At 64.5% G+C, this 19,275-nt stretch carries 20 protein-coding genes; 12 read left to right on the forward strand and 8 right to left on the reverse strand.

Annotated elements, in window-relative coordinates; genetic code table 11:
- The first annotated feature begins 57 nt into the window (after nucleotides 1-57).
- Nucleotides 58-750: a V-type ATP synthase subunit D gene (locus tag ACNO8S_RS01455; protein WP_004593983.1), complete on the forward strand. Its 693-nt coding sequence runs from the start codon at nucleotides 58-60 to the stop codon at nucleotides 748-750.
- A 56-nt stretch (nucleotides 751-806) separates the two neighbouring features.
- Nucleotides 807-1,199, forward strand: a complete 393-nt coding sequence (locus ACNO8S_RS01460) for a DUF6276 family protein (RefSeq protein WP_420182364.1) — start codon at nucleotides 807-809, stop codon at nucleotides 1,197-1,199.
- A 27-nt stretch (nucleotides 1,200-1,226) separates the two neighbouring features.
- Here the strand turns inward: ACNO8S_RS01460 and prf1 are convergent, their stop codons facing one another.
- Complete coding sequence (prf1, locus tag ACNO8S_RS01465) at nucleotides 1,227-2,483, reverse strand: peptide chain release factor aRF-1 (protein ID WP_050037492.1); 1,257 nt, start codon at nucleotides 2,481-2,483, stop codon at nucleotides 1,227-1,229.
- A gap of 405 nt (nucleotides 2,484-2,888) precedes the next feature.
- Here prf1 and ACNO8S_RS01470 point away from each other — a divergent pair, with 405 nt between their 5' ends.
- Nucleotides 2,889-3,707: a MinD/ParA family ATP-binding protein gene (locus ACNO8S_RS01470; protein ID WP_050037493.1), complete on the forward strand. Its 819-nt coding sequence runs from the start codon at nucleotides 2,889-2,891 to the stop codon at nucleotides 3,705-3,707.
- A 67-nt stretch (nucleotides 3,708-3,774) separates the two neighbouring features.
- Here ACNO8S_RS01470 and ACNO8S_RS01475 read toward each other — a convergent pair whose 3' ends face one another.
- On the reverse strand, nucleotides 3,775-4,461 hold the full coding sequence (locus tag ACNO8S_RS01475) for a helix-turn-helix domain-containing protein (RefSeq protein WP_050037494.1): 687 nt from the start codon (nucleotides 4,459-4,461) through the stop codon (nucleotides 3,775-3,777).
- A gap of 143 nt (nucleotides 4,462-4,604) precedes the next feature.
- On the opposite strand from ACNO8S_RS01475, the gene ACNO8S_RS01480 reads away from it, so the two are divergent.
- Nucleotides 4,605-5,396: an alpha/beta fold hydrolase gene (locus tag ACNO8S_RS01480; protein ID WP_420182365.1), complete on the forward strand. Its 792-nt coding sequence runs from the start codon at nucleotides 4,605-4,607 to the stop codon at nucleotides 5,394-5,396.
- A gap of 65 nt (nucleotides 5,397-5,461) precedes the next feature.
- Here the strand turns inward: ACNO8S_RS01480 and argS are convergent, their stop codons facing one another.
- Together argS and ACNO8S_RS01490 are read right to left on the reverse strand one after the other, a co-directional pair.
- Nucleotides 5,462-7,201: an arginine--tRNA ligase gene (gene argS, locus ACNO8S_RS01485; RefSeq protein ID WP_151144560.1), complete on the reverse strand. Its 1,740-nt coding sequence runs from the start codon at nucleotides 7,199-7,201 to the stop codon at nucleotides 5,462-5,464.
- Between the two features lie 72 nt (nucleotides 7,202-7,273).
- Complete coding sequence (locus ACNO8S_RS01490) at nucleotides 7,274-9,040, reverse strand: site-2 protease family protein (RefSeq protein ID WP_420182366.1); 1,767 nt, start codon at nucleotides 9,038-9,040, stop codon at nucleotides 7,274-7,276.
- 96 nt (nucleotides 9,041-9,136) lie between these two features.
- On the opposite strand from ACNO8S_RS01490, the gene ACNO8S_RS01495 reads away from it, so the two are divergent.
- Both ACNO8S_RS01495 and ACNO8S_RS01500 read left to right on the forward strand, forming a co-directional pair.
- Nucleotides 9,137-10,033 carry a universal stress protein gene (locus ACNO8S_RS01495; RefSeq protein ID WP_050007567.1) on the forward strand — a complete coding sequence of 299 codons (897 nt, stop codon included), beginning with the start codon at nucleotides 9,137-9,139 and terminating at the stop codon, nucleotides 10,031-10,033.
- 62 nt (nucleotides 10,034-10,095) lie between these two features.
- Nucleotides 10,096-10,272, forward strand: coding sequence for a hypothetical protein (locus tag ACNO8S_RS01500; RefSeq protein WP_014039419.1), 177 nt, complete (start codon nucleotides 10,096-10,098; stop codon nucleotides 10,270-10,272).
- Between the two features lie 53 nt (nucleotides 10,273-10,325).
- On the opposite strand, the gene lysS is transcribed toward ACNO8S_RS01500, so the two are convergent.
- Both lysS and pyrH read right to left on the reverse strand, forming a co-directional pair.
- Nucleotides 10,326-11,963: a lysine--tRNA ligase gene (gene lysS, locus ACNO8S_RS01505; RefSeq protein WP_420182367.1), complete on the reverse strand. Its 1,638-nt coding sequence runs from the start codon at nucleotides 11,961-11,963 to the stop codon at nucleotides 10,326-10,328.
- Nucleotides 11,964-12,650 carry a UMP kinase gene (pyrH, locus tag ACNO8S_RS01510; RefSeq protein WP_014039421.1) on the reverse strand — a complete coding sequence of 229 codons (687 nt, stop codon included), beginning with the start codon at nucleotides 12,648-12,650 and terminating at the stop codon, nucleotides 11,964-11,966.
- 419 nt (nucleotides 12,651-13,069) lie between these two features.
- On the opposite strand from pyrH, the gene ACNO8S_RS01515 reads away from it, so the two are divergent.
- Nucleotides 13,070-13,318 carry a DUF7123 family protein gene (locus tag ACNO8S_RS01515; protein WP_004518404.1) on the forward strand — a complete coding sequence of 83 codons (249 nt, stop codon included), beginning with the start codon at nucleotides 13,070-13,072 and terminating at the stop codon, nucleotides 13,316-13,318.
- A 178-nt stretch (nucleotides 13,319-13,496) separates the two neighbouring features.
- On the forward strand, nucleotides 13,497-14,744 hold the full coding sequence (locus ACNO8S_RS01520) for a site-2 protease family protein (RefSeq protein WP_191449656.1): 1,248 nt from the start codon (nucleotides 13,497-13,499) through the stop codon (nucleotides 14,742-14,744).
- Nucleotides 14,745-14,774: 30 nt separating this feature from the next.
- Here ACNO8S_RS01520 and thiL read toward each other — a convergent pair whose 3' ends face one another.
- Complete coding sequence (gene thiL, locus ACNO8S_RS01525; protein ID WP_151102870.1) at nucleotides 14,775-15,641, reverse strand: thiamine-phosphate kinase; 867 nt, start codon at nucleotides 15,639-15,641, stop codon at nucleotides 14,775-14,777.
- A 95-nt stretch (nucleotides 15,642-15,736) separates the two neighbouring features.
- On the opposite strand from thiL, the gene ACNO8S_RS01530 reads away from it, so the two are divergent.
- The 4 genes from ACNO8S_RS01530 to ACNO8S_RS01545 all read left to right on the forward strand — a co-directional run bounded on the left by ACNO8S_RS01530 (nucleotide 15,737) and on the right by ACNO8S_RS01545 (nucleotide 18,393).
- Entirely contained in the window at nucleotides 15,737-16,768 is a 1,032-nt protein-coding gene (locus tag ACNO8S_RS01530) for a lysylphosphatidylglycerol synthase transmembrane domain-containing protein (RefSeq protein WP_064287374.1), read from the forward strand.
- 113 nt (nucleotides 16,769-16,881) lie between these two features.
- Nucleotides 16,882-17,343 carry a 30S ribosomal protein S19e gene (locus tag ACNO8S_RS01535; protein WP_050007718.1) on the forward strand — a complete coding sequence of 154 codons (462 nt, stop codon included), beginning with the start codon at nucleotides 16,882-16,884 and terminating at the stop codon, nucleotides 17,341-17,343.
- Nucleotides 17,344-17,430: 87 nt separating this feature from the next.
- Nucleotides 17,431-17,775, forward strand: coding sequence for a DNA-binding protein (locus tag ACNO8S_RS01540; protein ID WP_014039426.1), 345 nt, complete (start codon nucleotides 17,431-17,433; stop codon nucleotides 17,773-17,775).
- On the forward strand, nucleotides 17,776-18,393 hold the full coding sequence (locus tag ACNO8S_RS01545) for a DUF7411 family protein (RefSeq protein WP_420182368.1): 618 nt from the start codon (nucleotides 17,776-17,778) through the stop codon (nucleotides 18,391-18,393).
- A 37-nt stretch (nucleotides 18,394-18,430) separates the two neighbouring features.
- Here ACNO8S_RS01545 and ACNO8S_RS01550 read toward each other — a convergent pair whose 3' ends face one another.
- Entirely contained in the window at nucleotides 18,431-19,096 is a 666-nt protein-coding gene (locus tag ACNO8S_RS01550; RefSeq protein WP_014039428.1) for an RAD55 family ATPase, read from the reverse strand.
- Nucleotides 19,097-19,275 lie beyond the last annotated feature (179 nt).

Genomic DNA, 19,275 nt, shown 5'->3' on the forward strand with positions numbered 1-19,275 from the left:
CGCTCGAACCGAAATAACTGGAAACCGTTAACTGCCTACGTCGAAAAAAGACCCGTAATGGCTAAGGACGTCAAACCCACGCGCAAGAATCTGATGCAGATCGAGGACCGCATCGAGCTGTCCGAGCGTGGGCACGACACGCTGGAGAAGAAGCGTGACGGCCTCATCATGGAGTTCATGGACATTCTGGACCAGGCTCAGGACGTCCGTGAAGACCTCGACGGTTCCTACGAACGGGCCCAGCGCGCGATCAACATGGCCCGGGCGATGGAAGGCGACGTGGCCGTCCGCGGGGCCGCCGCAGCACTGAAAGAACACCCGGAACTGACGACCCAGTCGAAAAACATCATGGGCGTCGTCGTCCCGCAGATCGAGTCCAGCAAGGTCCGGAAGTCACTGGACGAACGCGGCTACGGCGTCATGGGAACCTCGGCCCGCATCGACGAGGCCGCCGAGGCCTACGAGGAACTGCTCGAGAACATCATCCTCGCCGCCGAAGTCGAGACGGCGATGAAGAAGATGCTCGAAGAGATCGAGACCACGAAACGCCGTGTCAATGCCCTCGAATTCAAGCTCCTGCCCGACCTCTATGACAATCAGGAGTACATCGAGCAGAAACTCGAAGAGCAGGAGCGTGAGGAGATCTTCCGCATGAAGAAAATCAAAGCCAAAAAGGAAGAAGAAGAGGACGCGCTTGCGGCCGAAGAGGAAGCACAAGAAGAGCCCGAAGCAGTCACTGCTGACGACTGAACAGGGAGTCTGTCCTGATCGGTATCGTTTTTGCGCTTTCAGGTTCGTGCTTGAGTATGTCCTGTCCCGACTGCGGTGGCGACCTCGTTTCGTTCCCAGTCCCGTCTGATCTCCAGCAATATCTCCCCGGAGACGCACCGGGTGCCAGCGTCTGTCAGTCCTGTTTAGCTCTCCAACCGGAGACGGAGCCACCCACTGCTGTCCCGGACTTTCCTGGTCTCGATAGTTCCATCCCCGATAACGACGGCGCAGCGGTCCCGCTGGTGTTGCTCGTCGGGCTGCTCGATTCGCTCGCGATGCACCGGGCGGAGATCACTGCGTTGCTGGAACGAATCGAGCGTGAGGGCGTCGACCCGCTACTGGTACTGGACCGCCTCGACGCCAGCTACGGGGAGGCGGCCCACGTCGACCTCGGTCGCCGTCGTCGGCAACTCGAACAACTGTTATAATAGAGATAAGAGAACGACTGGCGCGCGTTAGACGCCCGTCGAATAGCGCAGCAGGCCGGCGACGCCGCCGAAAGCAGTCAGCAGCTGTTCGCCCTTCTCGAAGTCCGTCGAGATGAACACCGTCTCGGTGCCGCGCTGGTCGGCCAGTTCCATCAGGTGGTCGATGGCGTCGTCGCGCTCGCCGTCCTCGGCGTCGACGGTGGCGCCACAGCGGGAACAGTCGTGGTCGTCGGTGCTCGCGTTGCTGTTGATGAGTTCGTATTCGTCGTGGCCGTTCTCGCAGGTGTAGGCGACCACGTCCTTCCGGAGGTCCTCGGAGATGAGCAGCTGTTCGACCGCGCCCATGTTGAGGTTCTGGCGCGTCTGGTCGAAGCCGTAGGTGGCTTTGTCCCCGTTGTGGAGCTGCTTGAAGAAGTCCTCCATGAGCTCCTTGTCCCGGAGCATCTCGTGTTCGGCCAGCACCTCGTCGGCCGCGTCAACGAGATCGTACAGCCCTGACTCGTCCGTGTAGGCCACGTCGAACTTCCCGAGCACCATGTCCTGCAGTTCGTGGTGGAGGTAGTCGCCGTCGAGGAACTCGTCTTTCGTCGGTGAGGGGCCGCCGACGAGGATGCCGTCCAGTTCGTGGCGGTCGGCGACGAACAGGTCGTTGGCCATGCCGGCGACTTCCTGATAGAAGTTGTCGATGGCTTCCAGCCGGAGGCGGGCGAACCGCTGGGCGGACTGGCCACCTTTCCGCTGCTTGCCCGGCACCAGCGAAGAGGCTGACTTGACGGGCTCGACGCGCTTGCCCTTCAGCCAGCCGACGTTGGCCTCGCGTCGGTCGAGCACGATGAGGCCGAACAGCCCTTTGTCGGCCAGCATGTGCTCCAGGGGCTCGGTGAGGAACTCCGAGTCACAGTGATAACGGAACGACTCGATGGGGTCCGGCGGGGATTCGAGTACTTTCGTTACCATGTCGGTCCGACCGCCGCCGGTGTCGAATGCACCCGAGAACACGACCAGCCCGTTGTCAGGAGGTCGCACGTCGTAGTACCGGAGGCGGTCCTTGATTGAAGTGAGTGCGTCCTGCACCGCCGTCCGGGTGTCCTTCGATTTGATGTTCGAGGCTTCGGAGTGCTCCTGGGTGACGTGAGCGACGACATCGCTGATCAGCTTGTCCTCGGGCACGTAGATAGAGACGAGTTGGGTTCCCGAGCCCTGGTACCCTTTGAGTTCCTCTATGACCTTCCGGAACTCGTATTTCTGCTTGTCAGATTGTTCCTGTTCCTGCTGCTCGCTCATTACTCTATGTTGGCCGAGGTGGCGTAAGAACCTGTTGACAGCGAGGGGCGCGAACGAAGTGAGCGGCCCTCGTACCGAAGCGGCGACCGAAGAGAGCCGCGGAGGAAGCCAGTGCGATTCGAGCGAAGCGAGAATCGCAGGACGGGCGAGCGGGGAGGGACGACCCGCGAGCAGCGAAGGGCGCGAACGAAGTGAGCGGCCCTCGCACCGGAACGGCGACCAACGGGAGCCGTGGAGGGAGGGAGCGAAGCGGCAAAGCCGTGAGGCCGATACGACAGACGTGACAACCGAGATACCTGACTGGCCGTGAAACCACCTATTCTGAACGTCGCCTGGCCCGTCACGATCCAACAAATGACAGTCGCATTTATATGACTGCCTGCATTGTACCCAAGCAATCAGACTATGGCGGGGTATGTGTGTACGATTGCGGGCGGCAAGGGCGGCGTCGGAAAGACGACGACCGCGGTAAATCTCGGGGCTGTGCTTCAGGAGATGAGCTACGATGTCGCCGTCGTCGACGCGGATCTGGGGATGGCGAACCTCGGCTCGATGCTCTCTGTAGAGCCCGAAAAGAGCCTCCACGAGATTCTGGCCGGTGAGGCTGCCGTGAGTGAGGCTTTGACTGATGCGCCGGGTGGACTCACGGTGATTCCGGGTGAACAGTCGCTGGAGGCGTTCGCGGACGCTGATCCCGCAAAGCTCAGGAAAGTCATCAAGACGCTCCGAAATGCCTACGACGTGGTGTTGATCGATACCGGGGCTGGACTGAGCCACGAAGTCGCCGTGCCGCTTGGGCTGGCCGACGGAATCGTCCTCGTCACGACCCCCGACGACGTTGCGGTGGGCGATACGGTCAAAACGGCCCAGCTAGCGAACCGAATCGACGGGACCGTTCTCGGTTCGATCATCAACCGCGCGACCCGACACACTGACGTCGCGGCCATCGCCGAGCAGATGGAGTTCCCGCTGCTTGCGGTCATTCCGGACGACCCGCAGGCGACGACAGAGGAACCGCTCGTGCTCAACGCCCCCGAGAGCACGGCTGCCGACGCCTATCAGCGGCTGACCGAGGCGCTGGAGGGTGTGTTCTTCCGCGGCGAGAGCCCCGAAACGGATATCGAGACGATACTCGACGACGAGTGGTTCCTCGACGACACTGAGGATCACTCCGATGTCGACGACGACGAGGACTCCGGCGGTGTGTTCGGCCTCTTCAACTGACGGCTCTGTACCCGCCAGCCGGTCCGGTCTCAGCCCGCCGCTCCGACCGCATCTCGCTGTCTCTGACTCATTCCGGAAGCGGCGGCCACAGCGTCGCGACCGTTTCCTGAATGAGTTGAGTCTGTGCCCGGCGCAGTCGCTCCGAGAGCGACGACGCAGAGATGTCCAGTTCCTGGGCCACGGCGTCCAGCGACGTGCGCCGCGGAATCTCGAAATACCCCATCTCGTACGCCGTCCGTAGCGCTTCCAGTTGTCGGTCAGTGAGCCCGTTGCCGGGCGACTTCGGCTCCGCATCTCGGGTCAGCCGCTCAAGTCCGAAGTCCGCGTTTCGCTGCCAGAACGAGGCGAACTCGGTGAACGCCGCTCGGTCGGCGAACCATCCCAGTTGCTCCCACCCGTCTGCGGTCACGGTTATCCGTTCGATGATGGCGTCTGCCGTGGCGAGTGCTTCGAGTCCGTCCAAGTCGTCGATTTGGCCACCGAGTTGCTCCTCGAAGCTCAGTGCCGGCACTGCCTGATACCGACGGGTGTCGCCGGCCGTCCCGATCCGCGTCCACTCCTGAACGTCGTAGGCATCAGTGAACGCCCGCTCGATGGCCTGCTCGGAGCCACCCGTCACGGTCCCAATAAACAGCGGGCGACGACCGTGGTTGTACTGCAGTGAGAGGGTGATCGTCGCTTCGGGTACCGCAGCCGCGACCGACACGAGCGGCAATGAGTCGCAATCGATCTGAAATTCTGCGATAAGCCCCATACGGCATCGCTCGCTGCCAGTGCTGAAGCGCCTGTCGAAACAGAGCATCGGCGTGGCTGTCGGTCCTGCTCTTGACACCCCTACTTAAACGGCCCAATCACTGAGAGAACGGCTTAGCCCGACTGCGTTCGACCGTATGTTGTATGCAGCCGACACAATCCGCAGATGAGATCGGAGTCGAGTTCGAGCGCTACGGCGACGGCCAGCCACTCCTCCTCCTGTACGGCGGGATGGCCCCCACGGAGTACTGGGGACCGGTTATCCCAGAGTTCGAGGGCTACGGTGCTGTCGTCCCCCAGCGTCCGGGGTTCGGGACCTGTCTCGACTCCCCGGCGGAAACAAACGCCGACGAGGTGCTGGATCGTGAGGTCCGATATGTCCGGGCGCTTGCCGACGCTGTCGACGGCGACCCAATCCTGTTCGGCCACTCGTACGGCGCACTCACCGCTATCGAGGCCGCGGCGGGTACGTCGGTCGAGGCAGTTATCGCGTACGAACCGGCGGTACTTCCCGCCGAGTACCGGGCCGACGCTGACCTCGCTGACCGAATGGCATCGCTCGTACAGGATGGAAAGCGAGAGGAAGCGGTGAAACGCTACATCGAACAGGTCCTTCACCCAGACGGTATCGAGGACCTCGACGCCTGGCTTGCGGAGTGGCCTGTCTGGCCCGACTGCGTGGCCCTCGCTGAGGAGGTCGTTCGGATGAACCGGTCCGTCGAGCAGTACCGGCTCCCCGACCACTTCGATGTCGACACACCGACTCTCGTTCTGTCTGGCACCGGCGGGCCGGACTTCCTCCGGCAGAGTGCCCGGGCCGTTCACGACGCACTCCCACACAGCCGATTCGTCGAGTTCGATGGGGTCAGCCACAGCGGCCCCGCCGAGGCACCTGCACTAATCGCGGCGGAAGTCGACGCGTTCCTGCAGAATTAGGCCGGCTCGACGGACTTTTCGCGGCAATCGCGCCTGTCACATCGGATTCCCGACGCAGACCGCTCCTACATCGAGGTCGGCGCTTCGACGCCCAGCGCGTCGAGGGCGTTCGCAATCGTGGTCCGGGTCCCGTCGACGAGGGCCAGCCGTGCGGCGCGGGTCTCGCCGTCGGCGTCGAGAACCGGACACTCCCGGTAGAAGGCGTTGAACGTTTCGGCGAGGTCGCGGGTGTAGGTGGCGACGGTGTGCGGCGTCAGGTCGTCCGCGGCCGCCTCGATGACGGCGGGGAACCGGGCCAGTTCGCGGAGCAGGTCCCTCTCTTCCGGTTCCGACAGTGGATCGAGGTCGGGTTCGGCTGGGATGTCAGCCTCCACGTCGCCGAGGATGCCACAGCAGCGCGCGTGGACGTACTGGACGTACGGCGCGGACTGGGCCTCGAAGTCCAGCGCGCGGTCCCACTCGAAGGTGATGCCCTTCGTCGGCTGTTTCGAGACGATGTCGTAGCGCACCGCGCCGATGCCGACCTGACGAGCGATACGGTCGATATCGTCCGCGTCGAGGTCGCCGCGGGTCCGGTCGTCCAGTCGGGACTCAACCTCTTCGCGCGCGCGGTCAATAGCTTCATCGAGCAGGTCGTCGAGGTCGATGCCGGTCCCCTCCCGCGTGCTCATCCCGCCTTCGGGAAGGTTCACCCAGGAGTAAAACACCTGTCGGAGCTGGTCGGTGTCGTTGTCCAGCAGTTCCAGGGCCGCCGAGAGCTGGTCGGCCTGGAGCTTGTGGTCCTCACCCAGCACCGTGACGGCGCGGTCGTAGGTATCGAACTTCCACTCGTGGTGGGCCAGGTCGCGGGTGGTGTACAACGATGTGCCGTCGGAACGCAGGAACACGAGGTTCTTTTCGAAGTCGGGCAGGTCGAGCTGCCAGGCGTCCTCCTCGTAGACGGCGCAGTCGAGGTCCTTCAGCCGGTCGACCAGGTCGTCCGTGTCGCCGTTGCGCATGAACCGCGTCTCTTTGACGAACTCGTCAAACTCCGCAGGGAGGCGACCGAGCGTGTTCTGCATTCCGCCCAGCACAGTGTCGACGACCTCGGCGACGCGTTCGTACGTCTCTTCGTCGCCGTCTTCGAGGCCCTGCAAAATCGACTGGACCTCGGCCTCCGCTGCCTCGACTTCGTCGGGGTCGCCCTCTTCGAGGACAGTATTGCCCTTGCGGTAGTACCGAACCATCTCGTACTCCGGGGACTCTCGCTCGGGCTCGGGCAGGTCGGACTCGTCGAACGTCTCGTAGGCCCAGGTGAACACGGCAATTTGGCGGCCCGCGTCGTTGACGTAGTAGTGGCGGTCGACGTCGTAGCCGGCGTAATCGAGCACCCGAGCGACGGCGTCACCGATGATAGGGTTTCGTGCTCGCCCGACGTGGACCGGGCCAGTCGGATTCGCGGAGGTGTGCTCGACGACGACGCTGGTGTCGCGGTCGGGAAGCCGCCCGAACTCGCTCTCCGTGACTGACTGCAGGGTCTCGGCGAAGTACGCCTCGCTCGGGAGGAAATTGACGTACGGCCCTTGTGTCGTCACAGCACTGACGTAGGTGAGGTCGTCCGTGTCAATCGCCTCGGCGATGTCGCCGGCGACGTTCGGTGGCGCAGTACCGACCTCGCCGGCCAGCCGGAAGGCGACGCTCGACGCCAGCACGGCGTCGACGTCCTCCGGTGGTTCCTCGATACCGAGGTCCTCGGCCGGCAGGTCGAGGGCTGTGAGTGCGTCGGCGAGGGCGTCCTCGACCTCCGCACGGAGCTGCAGGAACATACGCCGGGCTTTCGCGGCGGGGAGTAAATGGGTAACGAAACCCCAGCCACGTTAGACCGATTCCTGTCTGTCTCAGGTCAGGAGCCGCGGGCCGAACACCATCAACAGGAGGCCGCCGATCATCGACACCGTGATCGCGATGGAGACGGCCGTCGTCACCCGCCGCCCGTCCGAGACGGGGAGCCGCGAGACGAACGACTCGGTCGATGCCCGCAGGATGTGGCCGCCGTCGAGCGGGAACGTCGGGATGAGGTTGAACTGGCCGATGACGAGATTGATCCAGCCAGTCCAGAACAGGACGTTCGCGAGCAGGAACACCGGCGTCGTTCCGAGCGCTCCGAGCGGTCCCTGGACGGTGTAGAAGTTCGTCGCGATGCCGGTGAAGCCGGCGAAGTTGTAGCCGAAGCCGCCGGCGACGCCGATAAAGGGGAGCAAGAGCGTGCTGAAAATCCGCTGGGCGAACGAGAACTCGGAGACTGACGTGGGGGTGTCAGGCGATCCGCCGAGGAATTCCAGGAACGCGGCGGCGGGATAGGCGTCGATGCCGAAGTCACTGACCTGGATGCCGCTGATACCCTGCTGGATGCTGACGCCGATGATACCGTTGTCGACCTGCTCACTCTCGGCCATCGTCACCTCGTAGGTCTCGCGTGCACCGTCGACGTAGCCGGTGACCGACACCCGGTCACCGGGTTCGCCGCCCTCAAGCGCCTGCATCAGCGCCGTCCCGCTGTGCGTTCGCTCCCCGTTGACCTCGGTGATTATCATGCCTTCGCCGCTCGGTGCCCCTTCCCCGGCGAGCGGGCCGTCCTCGGCGACCAAGACGTATGCGCCGAGCGGGGTCGTGACCGTCTCCCCGGACTCGGTTTCGACTGTTGCAACGGGATTGTTTCGAGCCGCCTGTTCGAACTCACTGCTGGTAGCCACGGCAGTCCCGTTGACCGAAACAATCGTCTCACCGGTTCCAAGCGGCGCGCTCTGGAGGGCCGCCGAGACGACGACGGACCGCTCGACGGTGACTGTTTCGGCATCCTTACGGGCCACTTCGACAGTCTGTGCGTCGCTTTCGGCGAGCACCGATTCGAGTTCCTGCTGGCTCTCGACCGACTGGCCGTCGACGGCCGTAATAACGTCGCCTGACTCGATACCCGCATCAGCGGCGGGGGTTCCGTTGATCGGACTTCCGACCGGCACGCCGTCGACGACGGCGATAGCGCCGGCGACCGGCCCGAACAGCAACAGGAGCGTGATGATCGCGAGCGCGAAGTTGTTGGTCACGCCGGCCGTGTACATCCGGGCCTGCGCACCGCGGTCGGACCGCAGGAGTTCGTCTTCGTCGGGTTCGACGAACGCGCCGATGGGGATGATCGCCAACAAGGCCAGCCCCATCGACTCGATGTCGATGTCCTCGACGCGACAGAAGAGCCCGTGGCCGCCCTCGTGGACGACGAGGCCGAGCAACAACCCGAGCACGATCTCGGGTGCGACCGACAGCGGGAGGAAGTCGTTGACGCCGGGAATCGCCAGCGCGTTCCGCGGCTCGTTCAGTGCGGAGGGCTGTGGGTTGACGAGCGCCTGGTAGGCCCCGAGCGCAACGAGGAGGAAGGAGCCGACCATCACCACGAGTCCGAACCCGACGCCGAGGTTCCCCCAGGCCCGCCAGAACCGCTTTGGCCGTGCAAGCCAGTCGAGGACAGCTTTGCCCTTCTGCGTGTGAATCGTCGTAATCGGGCCGCTAAAACGAATATACTCGGGGACAACGCCGCGGGTCCGCAACGCCATCGCGAGGAGGGTGTAAGCGACAAGGCCCGCAAGGACCCACGTCAGCGTACTCACCATTTACCCGAAACTAGGTTTAGCCAAGCAAGAGGGTTTGGTTTGGGACACACCGCCAGCAGCCAACGGTGAAGTGACCGCGCTGCAAACGACCACACAATGTACGACCACGTTCTCATTCCCGTCGACGGGAGCGACGAATCCACGGCAGCCGCACGGCGCGGCCTCGCACTGGCCAAGGACTTCGACGCGACTGCCGAGGCGGTTCACGTCGTCGACCAGCGAGCACGCAGGCTCACGCGAACGGATCGCGAGAGCGGACGCCTCCACGAACACGGCGAGTCCGTCCTCGCGGACATCGAATCGCTCGCCGCCGATATCGGCCAGCCCGTCACGACGGAGCTTCTGGAGGGGAAACCGAGCGTACAGATCGACAAGTACGCCCGCGAAACCGACGCAGGGCTCATCGTCCTCGGTCGACAGGGACTGACCGGTCTCGGGAAGCGACTCCTCGGTGGCGTCACCGAACAGCTCCTGCATCGAACTGCGGTGCCCGTGCTCGTCGTTTCGGGGGAGAAACAGGCGGAAAGGCGCGAATTCGACTACTCACGAGTCCTCGTCACAACTGACGGGAGCGAGAACGCAAACACGGCGACGCGACACGGCGCGGCGGTAGCAGACCGGTACGACGCGACAGTACACGTCCTCAACGTCGTCGATATCCAGGCCGCCGGCGGAGCGTTCAACGCTGGCGGACTGAACGAGGCGTTCATCGAACGACTGGAAGCGGACGGGCATGACGCCGTCGCAGCAACCGCCGACGACCTCGAAACGGCGGCTTCGGACGTATCGGTAGAAACCGCCGTGGAACGGACGGACTCGCTCGATGGCGTCGCCGCTGGCATCCGCGAGTACGTCTCCGATCGGGACATCGACCTCGTCGTGATGGCGTCACACGGGCGCTCGAACCTGAAGCGCCAGCTGCTCGGTAGCGTCACGTCGCAACTGCTCCGAACTGTCGATGTCCCCGTGCTAGTGACGCCCCGTTCGACCTGAGCGGATGGACGAACCACCCGTTCTATGTATCGTGGGAATGTATCGCAAGACGGTGCCGGACAATGCCAGAAACCTGCGGTATCTGTGGTGAGACGGTCCCCTTCGACGCTACCGTCCACGCGATGATTCACACGCACAGCGAGACGGGCGTCATCGACGTGTACGTCTGTCAGGACTGCTACGACGAGCGTCTCGGACCGATGTTCGAACGGGTCGACACGCAGGAACAGTCGCCCTGAAGTCGCCGTTTCAATAGCCTGTTACGGGTGGGTAGGACCCGCCTACCCCGGGACTACTCGTTCCGGCGGAACCGTTCCACAACGAACTCCTGGTCCAGTTTCGCGATGAACGTCCCGAGCTGCGGGCCTTCGGTGTCGTCGAACAGGAGCTGGTAGCCGGCCGAGAAGAACTCGCCGATATCGATGTCGTTTCGCTTCGCCGTCTCGTAGATCTCGGATTGAATCGCCTCGCCATCGTGGCCCTCGGCGATGAAATCGGCCAGTTCGTCCAGCGCGGCCGCCGTCGCGTCATCGAAGGACACGTCCGGAATCTCGGTTCGCTTGAGTTCGTAGTTGAATTCGTTGTTCGTCAGGCTGGCCCACTCCTGGGCGCGCTCGACGCGGGCGAGCGCCTGTTCGACGGCCCACTCCGGCGCATCGTCCGGGATGTGGCCCTCTTTCCGGGCGATCTGCTCCCGCTGTTCCGGGTCGTCGGTCATCCCGAGGACGGCGGCGAACGTGTAGGGGATTCGAACCCGCTGTTCACGCGGTTCGTCCACGACCATCGGATAGGCTCGCTCGGCGAGTTCCGCGTCGTCCTCGCTGGCCTCGGCCTCTCCGAAGTACCGTCGCTCGAACCGGTCGAACTCGTCGACGAGCTGGTCGACGTTCTCGACGGAGAAGTCCCGCTGCTTCCGCGGGTCCTTCACGAAGAAGTATTTGAACACCTCGGGTTCGAGGATATCCAGCACCTCGTCGACGGTGATGACGTTGCCCGAGGACGAGGAGAGCGGTTCGCCGTCGAGCGTAAACCACTCGTACACCATCGGGACCGGCGGCTGGATGTCCAGCACGTTCTCGGCGACGTCTTCGCCGGAGGGCCAGGAGCCCTCGGCGTGGTCCTTGCCGAACGGCTCGAAGTCGACGCCCAGAATTTCCCACTGGGCGGGCCACTCGAACCGCCACGGGAGCTTCCCGTCCCGGAGCGTCGCCGTTCCCTCGTGACCACAGCCCTCGATGGTCTGGTCGCCGGCTTCGACGTCCTCACAGACGTATTCGACTTCGCCGGCGTCGAGGTCGACATCGGTGACGCCCTCGGTGAGCTTGCCGCACTCCTCGCACTGGGGCAGGAACGGGACGTAGTCGTCGCCGACCTTGTTCTGGTATTCGGCGAGCACGTCGCGGGCCCGGTCGGCGCGTTCGAGCACGCGGCGGGTCACGGGTTCGAACTCGCCGTCGGCGTACAGCTCGGTGTTGGAGACGAACTCTACGTCGACGCCGACCAACTCGGCGCTTTTTCGCAGGAGTGTCGTGAAGTGCGCGCCGTAGGAGTCACAGCAGCCGAAGGGGTCCGGGATGTCGGTGTACGGTTTCCCGAGGTTCCGCCCGAGCGCGCCGGCGTCGACCTCGCCGAGGCCGACGACGTTCCAGTCGAGGTCGGCGAGCTGGCGGGGCACCGCCCGAAGCCGGTCTTTGTCGTCTGCGGTGAACACCTGTCTGACTTCGTGGCCGCGGTTCCGCAGGGCCTCGGCGACGTAGTAGCCCCGCATGATCTCGTTGAAGTGGCCGATGTGAGGAACACCCGACGGGGAGACGCCGCCCTTGATGACGATTGGGTCGTCGGGGTCGCGCGCTTCGATAGCGTCGGCGACGGAGTCGGCCCAGAACGCCCGGCCGCCGCCGCGGCCAACCTCGTAGGGGTCTTCCGCCATCTATGCCTCCGGGAGAATCTCGGACCCGTCGAACTCACCATCTTCGACCGCGCGCACGACGTGTTCGGGGTCGGTACCGTCGAGCACTATCGTCCGGATGCCGGACCGCTGGATGATTTTCGCGGCCAGCAGGTCGACGGGTGCGCTGCTGCCAGCGTCCATCTCGATGTCGGCGATCACGTCGACGAGTTCGCTCGCGCCGAGTTCGTCGAACCGCGTCGCGTCGTCGTCTTCGTTCGGGTCGGCGTCGTAGACGCCCGGGACAGACGTCGCGTACACGAGCAGGTCCGCGCCCACGTACTCCGCGAAGGCGGCCGCCACGGCGTCGGTGGTCTGTGCGGCGACGATGCCCCCGAGGACGGGGATGTCCCCGCGACGGATGGCTTCCCGGCCCTCGTCGTAGCTCTCGGCGGGTGTCGGCGCGGCGCGGTCGTCCAGGGCGGCGATCAGTAGCCGGCCGTTCAGCCGCGTGACGGCGATACCGAGCTGGTCGAGCTCGATTTCGTTTGCGCCGAGGTCGCGGGCGGTGCCGATGTAATCGCGTGCGGTCGGTCCGCCGCCGACGACGGTCCCGAGCGTGTGTCCCTGTGCATCGAGCGATTGGATGGCGCCGGCGTAGTCGGCGACCCGTTCCGCGTCGAGGTCCGGGGCCAGTACGCTTCCGCCAATGGAGACGACGACTTTCATTAGCCCGCCGTAACCGCGATGCACTCTTAAGGGTTGTCAAGGCCACTGACTGCTGTCTCTCTAGTCGGCCCTTTCTGGTACCCACTGCGATCGCTGTCGGTCGCGTCCCCGCGAGAATGTCCGTCTGACGCGTGCCCGACGTGCTGACGCGTGTCTGACGCTTCTGGAAAACTAACGGTGAAATGCGCCGCTTGTTGGCGCTACAGATGGTGATATCTCTCTTTCACAGACCGCTCAAAACACCACGAAACTTGCGTCGATTTACGGTCTAAGAAGGCTTTGTGAAATGTCTAAAAGAATCTGAACCGGTTGTAAAAAATGCGTTTTAGCTCGATTTGTCCTGAAAGTGACCGAAGTGACCTGAAGGTTCCTTCCTTTATATACTCCCGGCGGGGTTACGAAGAAGTGAGGTGACAAAGATGAGCGCTACCGCAACGCCCTCCGGCGAGGAAGAGCCCTCCAAAGAAGAGCGACTGAAGTCGTTCCTCGCAGAGAAGGCAAGTGACGGCGAGATGTATTTCAAGAGCAAGTTCATCGCTGATGAAGTCGGTCTCTCCCCGAAAGAGATCGGTGCCCTGATGGTCAAGCTCAAGGACAGCGCGTCCGAGATCAACGTCGAGAAGTGGTCGTACACGAGCGCGACCACCTGGCGTATCGAGCCAGCGTAGACGACCGGTCCCCGCGTACAGTTCTCGGACGATAGTACCTGCTATAGTAACAATTGAAACGATTTATACACTGATCGCACTGCCATCGTGCGATCAGGTGTGCATTGATTTTCAATAGCTACTATAGCTGTGTGATCGTTCGCGGAGTATTTGTGCCCGCAACGTTTACGAGTAGCCGATGAGTGGCTCCGCGGACCCGCCGTCGCCTGACCGACTGGCCGGCGTGTTCTCTGTCTCGTCAATGCGGCGGACGGATGGATCTGTCCAGTATCTCGGCGACCCGATAGTGCCACCAGCCGCCGCTGTCGAGCAACTCAGACCGCTGTTTCGACAGCGGGGCTACGACGTTCGGCTCGAAGAACTCGGCCCGGAATCCGGCGATACAGCAGCCACTACGAGCAACGGTGGTACTACTGTCGTCGGCAGTCCGGCGGTCGATGACTCGATGACCGCCACCGGTGGTGCGTTGAACGCGCGCCCGAACCAGTACGCACTGATCGCGGAGCCCGCCGACACGGACACTGGCGGTATCCCGTGGCTCAACATCGGGCTCCTGTTCGCGACTATCGCGTCGACCCTCTACGTCGGCGCGAGCGCCTGGTACTACATCCCGGTCGCGGAGGACCCGCTTCGGATTTTCGAGGCCTGGCCGTTCGTGGTCGCGATGCTCGGCGTGCTCGGTATCCACGAACTGGGCCACTACGCCGCGGCCCGATACCACGGTGTCGACGTGACGCTCCCGTATTTCATCCCGTTTCCGTCGTTTCTCGGAACGATGGGGGCGGTCATCAACATTCGCGGACGCATCCCCGACCGGACGGCGCTGTTCGATATCGGTGTCGCTGGCCCGCTCGCTGGGCTCGTCGCGACGACCATCGTCACGGTCATCGGCCTCTCGATAGACCCGATTACGGTGCCGGAACGCGTGGCAAGCAGCGACACCGGCGTCATCATTACGTTCAACTATCCGCTCCTGTTCCAGGCGCTGGAAGCCCTGGTGAACACGCTGGGACTCGGGACCGAGGTCGGCCCCGGCGAATCGGTCCACCCGATCGTGTTCGCCGGCTGGGCCGGGATGTTCTTTACGTTCCTGAACCTGCTCCCGGTTGGGCAACTCGACGGCGGCCACATCGTTCGGTCAATCGTCGGGCAGCGCCAGGAGACGGTCGCCGCCGCCGTTCCCGGAGCGCTGTTCGCACTCGCCGGCTACCTGTATTTCACCCGCGACCCGCCGCCGGTCGGTTTCGGCGTCTGGGGCCTGTGGGTGTTCTGGGGCCTGTTCGCCACCGGACTCGCGTATGCTGGTCCGGCCAGACCGACAGTAGATACGGAACTCGACCGACGGCGGGCGCTGCTCGGCCTGTTTACGTTCCTACTGGGGCTGGCCTGTTTCACGCCGGTTCCGTTCGAGATAAGTGCGATTTGACCGTTAGCTCGCGTCGCGGTCTGGCCGTTCTCAGTGTGAGTACCCGCGGTCCGGAAGCGTCTCCCCGTTGAGCGTGACACCGAGCTCGGTGGCCGTTCCGATCCGGTGGAGCGAGCACGGCACGGCTTGTCTTGCCTCGGGAACATCCGCCTCGGGCAGCGTACAGACCAGTTCGAAGTCCTCGCCGAAGAACACGCCCAGCTCTCTCCGCTTCTGCTCAGTCTCCGCGAGCGCGTCGACTTGCGCGTCTATCGGGAGCGGCTCTTCGACAGCAAAGCCACAGCCGTTGGCCTCGGCTAACTGGTGCAGCGAGCGGGCCAGCCCGTCGCTCGAATCCATCATCGCCGTCGCGTGCGGTCGGAGCGCGACGCCCGCACGTACGCGGGGTTCGAACTGAAACAGCTCGTTCGCCCGGTCGGTATCACCCCGGTCGAACAGTTCGAGCGCGGCTGCTGACCGGCCCAGCGTGCCGGTGACACAGACCGCGTCGCCGGGCGACGCGCCCGAGCGCCGGATTGGGTCCGCGGCCGCCCCGATGGCCGTCGTCGCGACGGTGAACTCGTCGTGGCTGTCCAGGTCACCGCCGACGTACTCCGCGCCGACCGCGTGACACACGTCCTGTGCGCCGTCGACGAACGCCGCGAGTTCGTCCGCTTCGAACGACGGCGCGCCGTACGCGGCCACCGCGGCTGTCGCGTCGGCCCCCATCGCGGCCACATCCGACAGCGAGGCGGCGACGGCCCGCCAGCCCGCCGTGTAGCGGGTCGTCCCCGTCGGGAAGTCCGTCCGCTCGTGGAGCATATCCGTCGTGATGACCTGGCCGTCCACGACGGCGCAGTCGTCGCCCGCGTCGGGAAGTCGGTCGGCGAGGTCGGCGAGTGCAGCCCGCTCGTCCATACCCGGTCGTCGGTGTCCCGGGGCAAAACCCTCGGGGTATCGGTCGGCGGGACAGGGTCGGTGGGTTGAAACCGGAGACTGCCAATCCCATCCACATGGATGGGAACCGGATGGCGACGGTCGTCGGGTTCGCGGCAGCACTGGCCGTCCTTGGGGGGCTGGTGTGGTTTGTCGGCATCGACGAGACGCTGGATGCGCTCACCACGGCGGACCCGTGGGCGCTTCTCGCTGTCGCGGGCATCGCCATGCTCTGGCTCGTCTCGTGGGGGCTGGCGCTGTGGACGGTCCTCCGAGCGCTTGACGCACCGGTTGCGCCACACACAGCCGTTCTCGTGTTCGTCGCCGCCGTGTTCTCGAACAACGTCACGCCCTTCGGCCAGGCCGGCGGCGAGCCCGTGAGCGCGCTGTTGATATCGACAGCCGCCGACACCGAGTACGAGACCGGGCTGGCGGCTATTGCTACCGTCGACACGGTCCACTTCCTGCCGTCGGTCGGGTATGCCATCGTCGGCTTCACGTTCGTCGCCGCTGGAGCGGTCCAGTTGACCCGAAACCTGGCGTTTGCCGCCGGTGCTGTCGCGGTGCTCGCGGTCGGCATCCCCATCGCCGCCGTCCTGGGCTGGCGACACCGGGACCGCATTCAGGCGGCGGTCGTTCGCGGTGTCGCACCCGCCCTCGCCGCGGTGTCGAAGGTCGTTCCCCGGTGGTCCCCGCCGTCCGCCAAAAACATCGAGACGCGAATCGAGGGGTTCTTTTCGGCCATCGAACGCATCGCGACGGACCGGCGGACAGTCCTCCAGACCTTCGGGCTCTCGGCCTTTGGCTGGGTCTGCCTGTCGGCGTCGCTGTGGACGTCGCTGTACGCCGTTGGGGCACCAGTCCCGGTCGAGGTCGTCCTGCTTGTCGTCCCTGTCGGGAGCATCGCCAGCGTCGTCCCGCTTCCCGGCGGGTCGGGCGCTATCGAGACGGTACTCGTGACGCTGCTGGTCTCGACGGCCCCGATTTCGGCCGCCCTCGCCACCTCTGCGGTGCTGATCCACCGCGTCGGGAGCTACCTGCTGCCGACGGTTATCGGCGGCGGCGTCGCTGCCGCGCTCAGTGTCGACCGGGCCGCGTCCGAGGAGTGACACTCACGGTTCCCGACGGGAGAGAGCATCACTGCCCTATGGGCGAGTGAACGGTTCACGCCCGCCGACTGCGAACGACGCGTTTAAATGACGGCGACGGAAAGGAATCTGCAATGGCTACACTCTACGACGTTCCCCCCGAGGAACTCATCGAGGCACTCACGGAGACGCTCGCAGACGAAGACGATATCGAAGCCCCGGACTGGGCCGAGTACACCAAGACCGGTGTCGACCGCGAACTCCCACCCGAGCAGGAGGACTTCTGGGCACGACGAGCGGCCAGCCTCCTCCGGAAGGTCGCCGTCGACGGTCCCGTCGGCGTCAACGCCCTCCGCTCCGAGTACGGCACCTCGAAGCAGGGGACGACCCGCTACCGCGTCCGGCCCCACCGGAAGACCAAGGGCTCGGGCAACATCATCCGAACGGCGCTCCAGCAGCTCGAAGACGCCGGCTACGTCGAGACCAGTGAGAACGACGGCCGCCGTGTCACCGGCGAAGGCCGCAGTCTCCTCGACGACACCGCAGGCGACCTCCTGACGGAACTCGACCGTCCGGAGCTCGAACGCTACGCGTAACTGACGCCTTTCTCGCTGTTTTTCAGCCGGCCCGTAGCTCCTGCTCCGAAATCGTTTTCCGACCGACTCCAGTACTCTAATACAACTATGAGTGGCGACCCCAGCGAGGAGGAGCTCGAAGAACTTCGGAAACAGAAGATGGAGCAGCTCAAGGAACAGCAGGGCGACGAGGGCGAGGCGCAGGAGGCGGCCAAGCAGCAGGCCGACGCCCAGAAGCAGGCAGTCCTCAAGCAGAACCTCACCGACGGCGCACGCAAGCGGCTCAACACGGTCAAGATGTCGAAACCGCAGGTCGGGGAGCAGATCGAACAGCAGGTCGTCGCGCTGGCCCAGAGCGGCCGCGTGCAGGGCCGGATCGACGAGGACCAGATGAAGGAGCTCCTCTCGGAGCTGACGCCCGACTCCAAGAGCTTCGACATCAAGCGCCGGTAGATGCGCTGTGCCCTGTTGTACAGCGGGGGCAAGGACTCGACGCTGGCGGCGCTCTTGCTCGACTCCTTTTATGACGTGACGCTCGTCAGCGGCTCCTTCGGCGTCTGTGACACTGCCCCCGCTCGGGAGGGTGCGTCGGCCGTCGGCTTCGACCACGCGACGGTCGATCTAGATCCGGACGTGGCCCACGACACCGTTGAGCAGATGTACGACGACGGCTACCCGCGCAACGGCATCCAGCAGGTCCACGAGCACGCCGTCGAAACCGTCGCCCGCGGTGACTGGATCGCCGACACCGACGGCATCGACACGTTCGACGCCGTGGCTGACGGCACCCGACGCGACGACCGGGTCCCGACCATCGAGCGCCCGCTCGCCCAGAGCGTCGAGGACCGCTTCGGCGTGGACTACCTCGCGCCGCTTGCTGGCATCGGCCGCGGGGCTATCGACGCGATGGCTGCAAACCGACTCGTGGTCGAGAGCGGCCCCAGCGCCGAGATTCCGAAGGCCGACTACGAGGTCGAACTCCGCGCGCTCCTGCGGGAGCGCTACGGCGAGGGTGCCGTGACCGACGTGTTCCCCGAGCACACGCAGTCACGCGTGCGGGGCCTGCGGTAGCCGTCAGCGGTTCGGTCCTGCGCGTGCGTTCGTCGGATCAGGCGATGTCCCGGCTGGTGTCCACGTTGATCCGGTCGGTGAGGTCGAGGAATATCGGTTCGGTGAGCGCTCGGCCCCCGCGGAACTTCGGGACGAAGAGCCTGTTTTCGATGGCGTCGTCGTTTCGCTTCGTTTCGAGATCGAACACGATGTCGCTCGTGTACTCTGTCCGGTGGCGCTGTGACGGCGTGGAGCCGTGTTTGAGCGCGTACAGAACCGCAACGCTGTCGGTCTGTGTGAGTCTGGATTGCAGCGTTTCGAGGAAGGCCCGAAACTCCCCCATGTCGGCGCGCTCAAGTGGTTCGACCGGATCGACGACGAGGAGCGACTCCTCCGTGACTCCCTCGACGTGGGCGAGCGCGTCGCTGATCGGGGCTTTGCGGTCCAGTTGGCTGACTGCGAGGTCGTCGTACGTCCCCCGCTGGGACCGCAGCGCCGACGTGACTGTTGTCGGTGCCTGTTCGCCGGAGAGATACACCGTCTCCTGCTGGGCGACGAACTCGGAGAGAAACAGCTCCGCCTGGCTCGCCGGTTCGGCGAGCAGCGTGACGAGGCTCCCTGTCGGAATGCCGCCGTCGAGCTTCCGGTCGAGTGCTCGAACCCCCGTCTCGAATCGCTGTGTCACTGTCTCACCCCGCGCGGCGTCCACCGATGCCTTGCCCATCCCATAGGGCCACCCTCGATAGACCGCGTCTTTGTTGTCCCCTCTCTAACACGGACCGTTCCCCGTGTAGCCGGCCACTAGCCCTTTTGACGCCAGCGCGTGCCGGCCACGCCCGTCTGTCACGGACGGACTACTGTCGAAAGCAGCAGCGAGCCCCTGTTTTAGTGAGTCTTTACTGG

Origin of the sequence: Haloarcula sp. KBTZ06, from assembly GCF_048595605.1 — an archaeon.
Classification (GTDB): domain Archaea; phylum Halobacteriota; class Halobacteria; order Halobacteriales; family Haloarculaceae; genus Haloarcula; species Haloarcula hispanica.

Coding starts and splice junctions, on each gene's coding strand:
- ACNO8S_RS01480 (WP_420182365.1), top strand. CDS start 4,605: ATGCAGCCGACACAATCCGCAGATGAGATCGGAGTCGAGTTCGAGCGC.
- lysS (WP_420182367.1), bottom strand. CDS start 11,963: ATGGCGGAAGACCCCTACGAGGTTGGCCGCGGCGGCGGCCGGGCGTTC.
- thiL (WP_151102870.1), bottom strand. CDS start 15,641: ATGGACGAGCGGGCTGCACTCGCCGACCTCGCCGACCGACTTCCCGAC.
- ACNO8S_RS01530 (WP_064287374.1), top strand. CDS start 15,737: ATGGATGGGAACCGGATGGCGACGGTCGTCGGGTTCGCGGCAGCACTG.
- pyrH (WP_014039421.1), bottom strand. CDS start 12,650: ATGAAAGTCGTCGTCTCCATTGGCGGAAGCGTACTGGCCCCGGACCTC.
- ACNO8S_RS01545 (WP_420182368.1), top strand. CDS start 17,776: ATGCGCTGTGCCCTGTTGTACAGCGGGGGCAAGGACTCGACGCTGGCG.
- ACNO8S_RS01460 (WP_420182364.1), top strand. CDS start 807: ATGTCCTGTCCCGACTGCGGTGGCGACCTCGTTTCGTTCCCAGTCCCG.
- ACNO8S_RS01520 (WP_191449656.1), top strand. CDS start 13,497: ATGAGTGGCTCCGCGGACCCGCCGTCGCCTGACCGACTGGCCGGCGTG.
- ACNO8S_RS01490 (WP_420182366.1), bottom strand. CDS start 9,040: ATGGTGAGTACGCTGACGTGGGTCCTTGCGGGCCTTGTCGCTTACACC.
- ACNO8S_RS01500 (WP_014039419.1), top strand. CDS start 10,096: ATGCCAGAAACCTGCGGTATCTGTGGTGAGACGGTCCCCTTCGACGCT.
- ACNO8S_RS01455 (WP_004593983.1), top strand. CDS start 58: ATGGCTAAGGACGTCAAACCCACGCGCAAGAATCTGATGCAGATCGAG.
- ACNO8S_RS01475 (WP_050037494.1), bottom strand. CDS start 4,461: ATGGGGCTTATCGCAGAATTTCAGATCGATTGCGACTCATTGCCGCTC.
- ACNO8S_RS01550 (WP_014039428.1), bottom strand. CDS start 19,096: ATGGGCAAGGCATCGGTGGACGCCGCGCGGGGTGAGACAGTGACACAG.
- ACNO8S_RS01540 (WP_014039426.1), top strand. CDS start 17,431: ATGAGTGGCGACCCCAGCGAGGAGGAGCTCGAAGAACTTCGGAAACAG.
- ACNO8S_RS01515 (WP_004518404.1), top strand. CDS start 13,070: ATGAGCGCTACCGCAACGCCCTCCGGCGAGGAAGAGCCCTCCAAAGAA.
- prf1 (WP_050037492.1), bottom strand. CDS start 2,483: ATGAGCGAGCAGCAGGAACAGGAACAATCTGACAAGCAGAAATACGAG.
- argS (WP_151144560.1), bottom strand. CDS start 7,201: ATGTTCCTGCAGCTCCGTGCGGAGGTCGAGGACGCCCTCGCCGACGCA.
- ACNO8S_RS01535 (WP_050007718.1), top strand. CDS start 16,882: ATGGCTACACTCTACGACGTTCCCCCCGAGGAACTCATCGAGGCACTC.
- ACNO8S_RS01495 (WP_050007567.1), top strand. CDS start 9,137: ATGTACGACCACGTTCTCATTCCCGTCGACGGGAGCGACGAATCCACG.
- ACNO8S_RS01470 (WP_050037493.1), top strand. CDS start 2,889: ATGGCGGGGTATGTGTGTACGATTGCGGGCGGCAAGGGCGGCGTCGGA.